Raw genomic sequence first — 9708 nt, forward strand, 5'->3', positions numbered from 1 at the left:
ATCGACCACGCCCCCGCGCCCGGCCGGGACCGCCGACAGCGGCTGGTGTCGGCGGCCGCGCTCGCGCTGGTCCTGATCGCCGGGGCGGCGGTCGTCGCGGGGGTCCTGCTGGGCGGGTCGGCGCAGGACTCCCCGTCCGCCGGTACGGCACCGCCGCCGGGGCGGGCCGCCGGGACACCGCCCGTCGCGGACCTCGCCGCCGGGGCCACCGTGCTGGACGGGGCGGCGTTCGGGACCGACCCGCTCCGGTTCCGGTCCCCCACCGGCAACATCGGCTGCGTGCTCGGCGCCGACGGGGTCCGCTGCGACGTCACCGACCGCGACTGGGAGCTTCCCCCGGCCCCCGCCGACTGCACGTCGGACTGGGGCGCCGGGCTCTCGCTGCCCGGGGCGGGTCCGGCCGGCCCGACCTGCGGCGGAGCCACGGTGGCCGACCCGTCGGCCGCCGTGCTGGACTACGGGCAGGCGCTGCGCAACGGCGACCTGACGTGCGTGAGCCGCCGTACCGGCGTCGAGTGCGGCAACACGGTGACCGGGCACGGCTTCAGCGCGTCCCGCGGCTCCTTCGACGCGCACTGACCCCGGCGCCGCCCGACACGGTGCTCCGCCCGGGTCACCGCAGGTGGTCGACGTCCCACCAGAACACGGCGGCGGTGGGGTCGGCCGGATCCGTCCCGCCCGACGGCGCGGGCGGTGGGATGTCGGCCGCGGCCAGCCGCCGCAGGTAGCCGACGACACCGGTGGCCACCCGGCGGCGCTCGTCCTCGTCCGGGCCCGCGACGATCACCTGCCCGATCGTGCCGCCGGGTGCCGGGTCGGTGTCCACGGCGAGGAAGTTGCCCCCGCCGTCGACGGCCAGCGGCCACCAGGCGAGGTTCCAGTACTCCCGGCGCACCGGGTCGTTGCCGCGCACCGTGATGTGCTCGTCGAAGTCCGCCATCCCGGACGTGCCGTACTCGGTGTGCAGGTCCCGCCAGCCGCCCCAGTGCACGAGCGCGTCGGCGACCGCGAGGAACTCGTAGGTCGGGAACAGGTCCGTCGACGGCGGGTGCGGGCCCCGGCCGCGGGGGGAGCCGGGGAACTGCCCGTCGGCGAGCGAGTAGAGGGCGCGCAGCTCGTCGGGGAACCGGATCCGGGCCTGGATCTGGGCGTCGGCGACCGCGCCCGGATCGGCCGGTGGGCGGGGCATCGCGTGCGCCGGGTAGCCGGCGGTGGACAGGGCGTCGAGCCAGGCCGACCAGGTGGCGGCGACAGGGTGGTCGGAGGTCACCGGCGAAGCCTGCCCCGCCCGCGACCCGGGGTCCAGAGTGGAACCATCGCCGGGGCCTACGGATCCTCGGTGGACGGGCGTCATGGCTCCACATCGCGGTTCCCGGGGCGTCGTGGCCACGTCATGGCTCCACATCGCGTCTTCCGGGGCGTCGTGGGCGCGTCAGGGCTCCACATCGCGGTTTCCGGCGGGAGGGGGTGGATAGGGTCCGGGCGTGGTCGACTCCTCACCGGATACCTTCCCCCGCCTGCACGCCCGCACCCGGCGGTTCACCCTCGGCGCGCCGCGCGGGTTCACCCTCGCCCCGGACGGGTCGCGGGCGGTGTTCCTGCGCAGCCACGACGGCACCGACCCGGTCACCTGTCTGTGGAGCATCGACGCGGTCACCGGTTCCGAGCGGCTGCTCGTCGACCCGGCGCAGCTACCGGGGCTGCCCGGTGAGGAGGACCTGCCGGCCGCGGAGAGGGCGCGCCGCGAGCGGGTCCGTGAGCAGGCGGGCGGCGTGGTCGGCTACGACACCGACGCGGCGGTCACGACGGCAGTGTTCGCCCTGTCCGGCCGGCCCTATCTGGCGTCGTTGACCGGGGACCCGGATCCGCGCCGGCTCGACGTCGGCGACGTCACGGCCGTCGTCGAGCCGCGCCTGGACCCGACCGGGCAGCGGGTCGCGTTCGTAGCCGACCGCGCGCTGCACGTGCACGAGATCGCGACCGGCGCGACCCGCGTGCTGGCCGCCCCGGACGGCGACGACGTGAGCCACGGCCTGGCCGACTTCGCCGCGGCCGAGGAGATGAACCGGACCCGCGGCTACTGGTGGTCCCCGGACGGCGACGCGCTGCTGGTCGCCCGGGTCGACGAGTCGCCGGTGGAGCGCTGGCACATCGCCGACCCGGCGAACCCGGGCCGCCCGCCGACCGTCGTCGCCTACCCCGCGGCCGGGACGCCGAACGCGCTGGTCACCCTGGACATCATCACGCTCGACGGCGCCCGCACGCCGGTCGTCTGGGACACGGCGGCGAACGAGTACCTGGTCACCGCACGCTGGGACGCGACCGGGCCGATGGTCGTCGTGCAGCCGCGGGACCAGACCGCGCTGCACGTGCTGGCCGTCGACGCCTCGACCGGCGCGACGACGGCGTTGCACACCGACACCGACCCGGTGTGGGTGGAGATCGTGCCCGGCGTCCCGGAGCGCACCGCGTCCGGCGAGCTGCTGCGCGTCGCCGACGACGGCGGGGCGCGGCGGCTGTTCGCCGGGGACACCCCGCTCACCGACACCTCGATGCAGGTCCGCGACGTGGCCGGCGTCGACGGCGACACCGTGCTGTTCCGGGCGTCGGTCGAGCCGACGTCGATCCGGCTGTTCTCCGTGGTCCCCGGCCGGGATCCGGTCCCGCGCTCGCCGGAGACCGGCGTCCACTCCGGCACCCTGTCCGGCGGCACGCTCGTGCGGGGCTCGCAGGACCTCGACTCCGTCCCGCGGACGGTGCTGGTGACCGCCGACGGCACGGAGCACCCGGTCGCGAGCCACGCCACCGACCCCGGGATCGTCCCCCGGGTCGCGATGCACGTGCTCGGCGGGCGGGAGCTGCGCACCGCGGTGCTGCTGCCCACCGGGCACCGCGAGGGCACCCCGCTGCCGGTGCTGCTCGACCCCTACGGCGGGCCGCACTCGCAGCGCGTGCTGTCCGCACGCACGGCGTTCCTGTCCAGCCAGTGGTTCGCCGACCGTGGTTTCGCCGTGGTGGTCACCGACGGCCGCGGGTCGCCGGGACGCGGGCCGGAGTTCGAGCGCGCGATCCACCACGACCTGGCCACCCCCGTGCTCGACGACCAGGTCGACGCCCTGCACGCCGCCGCGGAGCTGCACCCGGACCTCGACCTGGACCGGGTCGGGATCCGCGGCTGGTCGTTCGGCGGGTACCTGGCCGCCCTGGCGGTGCTGCGCCGCCCGGACGTCTTCCACGCCGCCGTCGCCGGGGCGCCGGTCACCGACTGGTCGCTCTACGACACCCACTACACCGAGCGCTACCTGGGCATGCCCGCGGCGAACCCGCAGGCCTACCGGCGCTCCTCGCTGCTCGACGACGCGTCCACCCCGGCCACCGAGGACCGCCCGAACCGGCCGCTGATGATCATCCACGGACTCGCCGACGACAACGTGGTGGCCGCGCACACCCTGCGGCTGTCCTCGGCACTGCTGGCGGCGAACCGGGCACACCAGGTGCTGCCGCTGTCCGGGGTCACCCACATGACCCCGCAGGAGGTGGTGGCGGAGAACCTGCTGCTGCTGCAGGTGCGGTTCCTGCGCGACGCGCTGGGGGCGTGAGAGGAGCTTGCGGAACGAACCTCGGTGCCGGAGGAGGAGCTTGCGGAACGAACCTCGGTGCCGGAGGAGGAGCTTGCGGAACGCACCTTCGGGATAGGCGCGGGGCTTGCGGAACGAACGCTCGGTGCTGAGCGCTTGCGATCTCCGGCTCGGTGTGGCCTCCTGAGAATGCCGACGTGAGTTGACGCACTCGGCCACCGGTCCCGGACGGCCCGATGCCACCGGGTTTCTCCCGGGCGGACAGGGCGCCCGGGATCCCGACACAGGCGTGGGGAGATACATGACGACGTTCCGGACATCGATGTCGCCGTTGCCGGTGGTAGGGGCCGGAGCATGAGCGTCGGCGGACGGACCGGGACGAAGCCCGCGGCCACGCTCTGGATGTGCGTCGCCTGCGGGTGGGTCTACGACCCGGAGGAGGGCGACCCGGACAGCGGCATCGCACCGGGGACGGCGTTCGAGGACATCCCGGACGACTGGATGTGCCCGATCTGTGGTGCCTGCAAGGCCGACTTCCGCGAGATGGAGCCGGGTGAAGACTTCTAGGGATAGTGAGGTAGCCGAGTCATGATCGCCGGATACGACCACTTCGTGCAGCTCGCCGGATCCCTGCAGTGGGACGAGACGTCCATCGACCTCTCGGTCGACCGCGAGGCCTGGCCGAAGCTCGAGGACGGCGAGCGGGAGAAGGTTCTCGGGCTGCTCGCCGGATTCGTCATCGCCGAGACGGCGGTGGCCGGGAACCTCGGCAACTACGAGTTGGCGGCGGCCGGGAGATCCGAGCCGTCGATGGAGGCCGCGTTCCGGGCCCAGGCCCGTGACGAGGCGCGCCACGCGCGATTCTTCGACCTCGTCACGGCGGACGTCGCCGGGGTTCCCGGCGGGAACGCCGCCCAGCGGCGGGACCACCTGCGCACCCAGGTCGCCGACGACCTCGTCGAGCTGTTCGAGGGCCGCCTGCCGGACACCGCGCGGCGCCTCGCCGAGGACCACGAGGGCCTGGTCGACGCCGTCGGTCTCTACCACATGGTGATCGAGGGCGTGGTCCTGCTGGCCGGGCAGCACGCGATGCTCGAGGCGCTCGAGGCGCTGTCGGTCAAGCTGCCGGGCGTGCACAAGGGCATGGAGCTGGTCCTGCGGGATGAGCGCTGGCACATCGGGTTCGGGTCGCGCGTCATCCAGAACGCCGACATCGGCGACGAGAAGGCGAACGAGCTGCTCGCGTGGGGGGAGGCCGCCACGAAGGCGTGGGGGGACCTGATCACGGTCGAGGCGATCGAGCTCGCGATGAGGCAGCACCGTCGCCGGCTCAAGGCCACCGGCATCAAGTTCTGGTCGGACGCATAGCGGTTCCGGACAGCGGTGCGACCCCGGCGGGAAACACGTGTTTCATTCTCGCCGGGCCCTCGCCGGAGCGTCCGACAACGGCGCGTCGCCACTCGTCGGCGGACGACCGAGCGCCGTTCGCCGACGTAAGCGCACCGGACCGCCTGTCGACCGACGGGCGCCCGGCAGGCGTGAACACCGCACGTCACGGGCACGCGACGCTCCGCGACCGCCGCGCGGCGCACACGACGAAACCGTCGCGGGTGACATGCCGTCGTTGATTCACGGCATTCTGCGAAATTGACCATTCACATGGGCCCGAATGGTGAATCGCGGGCGAAGATCTGCGCCGCACGTTCTCCGGGCGCGGCCGTCGGCGCCGACTTCTGTCGCGCTCGCCTGCGCTCGCCGGGTCGCGGGAGCCGTCCTGACCATTCGGTTAGTGCGACCGCACCCGACCGCCGGCGGGCCAGTCCGGGTGCGAACGGACACCCAGGCCAGCGCGCCCTTCGGCGTGGTCCCCCACGTCGGCGTGGTCACGCGTCCGTTCGTGCACCGTTCGGACAGAACACCCGAGAAGCCCGTTCGCACCCTCGATCGGTCATCGACGCGCGGGCCCGTTGATCGATTTCTCGAAATGACGCCCCGGCAGGGTTGACGGTCGGCCGACCCGGTGTGAAGGTCATCACGTACTCCGGCCGCAACACATGTTTCGGGAGGACGGGTCAATGACGACTACTTCAGGCGATCGGGCGGCTGAGCTGACCGACGCCGGCCTGGACGGGCAGAACAAGATCGCACTCGGTCGACTGCTCGGGACCGGCACCGTCGGCTATGCCGAGGAGGGATCCGACGGCGTCATGCGCGCCACCATCCGGATCCCCGAGGACGAGCTCCGCTACGACCCAGGGATCATCGTCTTCCCGCACGGTGGCGAGATCGAGCTCACGCTGATCAACGACGACAAGAACACCCACTGCGCGGTGATCCCCAGCAACGGGGACCCGAAGTTCATCTGGCTGGTGAACCACTCCAAGGGCACAGCGAAGATCAGCCTCGACGGACCGGGCACCTACTACTACAGCTCCAACAGCGGCAACGACGAGGGCCGCGGCCTGACCGGGGCGCTCGTGATGGGCGGCGAGGTCCCCGACCACGCGAAGCAGGACCGTCCGCCGCAGCCGCGTCCGTGATCGACCCGCAGAGACAAGGAGACGCCGAATGACCGACTATGTCGATGCGGGCGAAGCGATCCCGCACGCACAGCTCAGCGCCGTCAAGGGAAGCGCCCCGGCCACCGGGAACGTGGACTACGACCGCATCCGCAACGCCCGCTCGGAGCCGGCGAACTGGCTCACCTACTACGGGACCTACGACGGTCAGCGCTACAGCGACCTGAACCAGATCAACAAGGACACCGTGAAGCGGCTGTCCCCGGCGTGGGTCTTCCAGGCCGGCGCGGTGGGCATGCAGTCCGGTGCGTCGACCTACTCGTTCGAGGCGTCGCCGCTGGTCGTCGAGGGCGTCATGTACGTCTCCGGCCCGGACGGCCGCGCCTGGGCGATCGACGCCAAGACCGGCCAGGAGCTCTGGCGCTACAAGCACGCCTCGCCCTACGACGTCTCGCTGTGCTGCGGCAACGTCAACCGGGGCCTGGCCGTGGGCCACGGCAAGGTCTACATGTACACGCTCAACGCCCACCTCATCGCGCTCGACGCGACGACCGGCGAGAAGGTCTGGGACGTCACCAACGGTGACGTGCGGGCCGGGGAGAGCGGCTCGGTCGCGCCGCTGATCGTCAAGGACATGGTCATCTGCGGCAGCGCGGGTGGCGAGTTCGGCGTCCGCGGACACATCGACGCGTTCGACGCGCAGACCGGTGAGCGCCGCTGGCGTCGCTACACGGTCCCGAAGCCCGGCGAGCCGGGCTCGGAGACCTGGGGCGACGACTCCCAGGAGGCGTGGCAGCGCGGCGGGGCGAACTGCTGGGTCACCCCGACCTACGACCCGGACCTCGAGCTGCTGTTCCAGGGGACCGGCAACCCGGCGCCCGACTTCGACGGCGACGTCCGGCCGGGCGACAACCTCTACACCGACAGCGTCGTCGCGATCGACGTGAACACCGGCGAGATCCGGTGGCACTACCAGTTCACCCCGCACGACCTGTGGGACTACGACTCGACGATGGAGAACATCGTCTTCGAGCGCGACGGCCGCAAGTACGTCTCGCACGCGGACAAGAACGGGTACTTCTTCACCCTCGACGCGACCAACGGCGAGCTGGTCAAGGTGTTCCCGTTCGTCGACCGGATCACGTGGGGTGAGATCACGCCCGACGGCAAGGTCACGCCCAAGGTGTACCCCGACGAGGAGGGCGTCCCGGTGCACTTCTGGCCGGGGCCGGCCGGGGGCAAGGAGTGGACCCACATGGCCTACTCCCGCAACACCGGCCTGATGTACATCCCGGTGCAGGAGGTCGGGGCCACGGCGACCCGCCGTCGTCGCGAGTTCAAGGAGTCCATCCCCTACTGGGGCGCGGGCGTCGCCGTGGACATCGAGGACTTCTACGGCTACGTGGCCGCGGTCGACCCGCTGACCGGCGAGGAGAAGTGGCGCTGGCGCAACGAGTACCCGATGTGCGCCTCGACCCTGTGCACGGCCGGCGGGCTCGTGTTCCAGGGCACGCCCACCGGTGAGTTCGTCGCCCTCGACGAGGAGACCGGCGAGAAGCTGTGGTCGTTCCAGTGCGGCAGCGGGCACCACTCGAGCCCCAGCACCTACGAGATCGACGGCCGGCAGTACATCGCCGTCCCGACCGGGTGGGGTGGCTGGATCGAGGGCTTCCTCCCCGGGCTGCTCGGGGCCGCCGCGGGCGACGCGCTGTTCGTCTTCGCGCTGCCCGAGGTCTAGACCAGCCGCACACTGCAGTGACGCGCACGACAGCAGGAAGGAGGTGACGCGCACATGGAGACTCTCGTCGAGTGGGAGACCCCTGACTTCGAAGAGGTCGGGTGTGCACCCGAGGTGACGATGTACATCGCTCGCTCGGAGGCCTGAGCGGAAGCGACGTGAATGGGGAGGGGCGCCGGAACCACGTTCCGGCGCCCCTCCCCGGCGTCCGGGCCCACCTCGGTCCGGGCACGACGAACGGGGGACGACGTATGTGGCTGCGGGTACTGGGATCGGCGGCCGGAGGTGGCTACCCGCAATGGAACTGCAGCTGCCCGACGTGCCGGGCGGTGCGCGAGGGCACCCGGCCGGCGCGGGCGCGGACACAGTCCTCGATCGCGGTCAGCCCGGACCGCGAGCGGTGGTTCCTGTTCAACGCCTCCCCCGACATCCGGGCACAGTTCGAGGCCTTCGAAGGCCTGCACCCCGGCGACGACCGGGCCACCCCGCTGCAGGCGGTGCTGCTGACCGACGCCGAGATCGACCACACGCTGGGGCTGCTCCTGCTCCGCGAGGGCCGCGGGATCCGACTGCACGCCACCGAGGCCACCCACGCGACCCTGCGGTCGGGCACCGGCGTGCTGCCCACCCTGGAGCGCTACTGCCCGGTCGAGTGGACGCCCGTCGTCCCGGGCCGGGACGCCTCGCTCGGCGGGATCACCTACCGGGCCTTCGACGTCCCCACGGCCAAGCACGACCGGTTCGCCGGTGCTCACGAGAGCAGCTCGGCCGGAACGAGCATCGACACCGATCAGGGCCGGGTCGTGGGCTACCGCCTGACCGACGAGGCCACCGGCGCCGTGGCGGTCTACCTGCCCGGCGTGCAGGAGCTGACCCCGGCCGTGCTCGACGAGCTCGAGGGCGTCGACTGCCTGCTCGTCGACGGCACGTGCTGGCACGACGACGAGCTGATCCGCCTCGGCCTGGCCGAGAAGACCGCTCGCGACATGGGGCACCTCTCGCTCGGCGGGCCCGGCGGCAGCCTGGAGCAGCTGTCCCGGCTGCCGATCGCCCGCAAGATCTACATCCACATCAACAACACCAACCCGATCCTGCTCGAGGACTCGCCGGAACGGCGCGAGGTCGAGGAGAGTGGGATGGAAGTTGCCCACGACGGTCTCGAAGTGGAGGTCGGAACACGATGACGACGACGGTGACACCCGCGGTGCGGACGGGTCCGGCGGACTCGGCCGAGATCGAGGCCCTGGTCGAGCGGCTGCGCGCGCACTCGCAGAGCTACCACAGCGCGCACCCGTTCCATCTGCGGATGAACGAGGGCGTGCTGAGCCCGGAACAGATCCGCGGCTGGGTGGCGAACCGGTACTACTACCAGGAGATGATCCCGCGCAAGGATGCGGCGATCCTCACCAACTGCCCCGACCCGGTGGTGCGCAGGCGCTGGATCCGGCGGATCACTGATCACGATGGCGACGCGCCCGGCGAGGGCGGCATCGAGGCCTGGCTGCGTCTGGGCGAGGCCTGCGGCCTGACCCGCGAGGAGATCACCGACCACCGACACCTCGCTCCCGGGGTGCGCTTCGCGGTCGACGCCTACGTGACGTTCGCCCGGACGCGGCCCTGGGTGGAGGCGGTCGCCTCGTCGCTGACCGAGCTGTTCGCACCGGACCTGATGGCCGAGCGGCTCGCCGCGTTCGAGAAGTACTACACCTGGATCGAGACGGACGGGCTGACCTACTTCCGCAACCGCCTGTTCCAGGCCCCGCGGGACTCCGAGCACGCCCTCGAGGTGGTCACCCAGTACTACCGGACCCCGCAGGACGGCGACGCCGCGGTGGCCGCGCTGTCGTTCAAGTGCGACGTGCTCTGGTCCATG

The 9708-nt window shown here is 72.1% G+C and carries 10 protein-coding genes; 9 read left to right on the forward strand and 1 reads right to left on the reverse strand.

The genetic code is table 11. The features are described 5' to 3' along the window. A partial coding sequence (locus I4I78_RS25305; RefSeq protein ID WP_218613994.1) for a DUF6636 domain-containing protein occupies positions 1 to 579 on the forward strand: 579 nt, incomplete at its 5' end. A 34-nt stretch (positions 580 to 613) separates the two neighbouring features. On the opposite strand, the gene I4I78_RS25310 is transcribed toward I4I78_RS25305, so the two are convergent. Beyond that, on the reverse strand, positions 614 to 1270 hold the full coding sequence (locus I4I78_RS25310) for an SMI1/KNR4 family protein (protein WP_218613995.1): 657 nt from the start codon (positions 1268 to 1270) through the stop codon (positions 614 to 616). A gap of 214 nt (positions 1271 to 1484) precedes the next feature. On the opposite strand from I4I78_RS25310, the gene I4I78_RS25315 reads away from it, so the two are divergent. The 8 genes from I4I78_RS25315 to pqqC form a co-directional block, all read left to right on the forward strand. After that, the gene (locus I4I78_RS25315; RefSeq protein WP_218613996.1) at positions 1485 to 3599 is read left to right on the forward strand and encodes a S9 family peptidase; all 2115 of its coding nucleotides are present in this window, start codon (positions 1485 to 1487) and stop codon (positions 3597 to 3599) included. A gap of 333 nt (positions 3600 to 3932) precedes the next feature. Then, positions 3933 to 4145 carry a rubredoxin gene (rd, locus tag I4I78_RS25320; RefSeq protein WP_255567188.1) on the forward strand — a complete coding sequence of 71 codons (213 nt, stop codon included), beginning with the start codon at positions 3933 to 3935 and terminating at the stop codon, positions 4143 to 4145. Positions 4146 to 4166: 21 nt separating this feature from the next. After that, positions 4167 to 4946, forward strand: coding sequence for a ribonucleotide-diphosphate reductase subunit beta (locus I4I78_RS25325; RefSeq protein WP_218613997.1), 780 nt, complete (start codon positions 4167 to 4169; stop codon positions 4944 to 4946). A gap of 707 nt (positions 4947 to 5653) precedes the next feature. After that, positions 5654 to 6118 carry an MSMEG_3727 family PQQ-associated protein gene (locus I4I78_RS25330; RefSeq protein ID WP_218613998.1) on the forward strand — a complete coding sequence of 155 codons (465 nt, stop codon included), beginning with the start codon at positions 5654 to 5656 and terminating at the stop codon, positions 6116 to 6118. 28 nt (positions 6119 to 6146) lie between these two features. After that, positions 6147 to 7835: a PQQ-dependent dehydrogenase, methanol/ethanol family gene (locus tag I4I78_RS25335; protein ID WP_218613999.1), complete on the forward strand. Its 1689-nt coding sequence runs from the start codon at positions 6147 to 6149 to the stop codon at positions 7833 to 7835. 54 nt (positions 7836 to 7889) lie between these two features. Beyond that, on the forward strand, positions 7890 to 7982 hold the full coding sequence (gene pqqA / locus I4I78_RS25340) for a pyrroloquinoline quinone precursor peptide PqqA (protein ID WP_218614000.1): 93 nt from the start codon (positions 7890 to 7892) through the stop codon (positions 7980 to 7982). 104 nt (positions 7983 to 8086) lie between these two features. Next, on the forward strand, positions 8087 to 9019 hold the full coding sequence (pqqB, locus tag I4I78_RS25345; protein WP_218614001.1) for a pyrroloquinoline quinone biosynthesis protein PqqB: 933 nt from the start codon (positions 8087 to 8089) through the stop codon (positions 9017 to 9019). Continuing rightward, positions 9016 to 9708: pyrroloquinoline-quinone synthase PqqC (gene pqqC, locus I4I78_RS25350; RefSeq protein WP_218614002.1), on the forward strand; the 693-nt coding region annotated here is incomplete at its 3' end. The genes pqqB and pqqC, both read left to right, overlap by 4 nt.

The organism is Pseudonocardia sp. KRD291, from assembly GCF_019263595.1.
Classification (GTDB): Bacteria; Actinomycetota; Actinomycetes; order Mycobacteriales; family Pseudonocardiaceae; genus Pseudonocardia.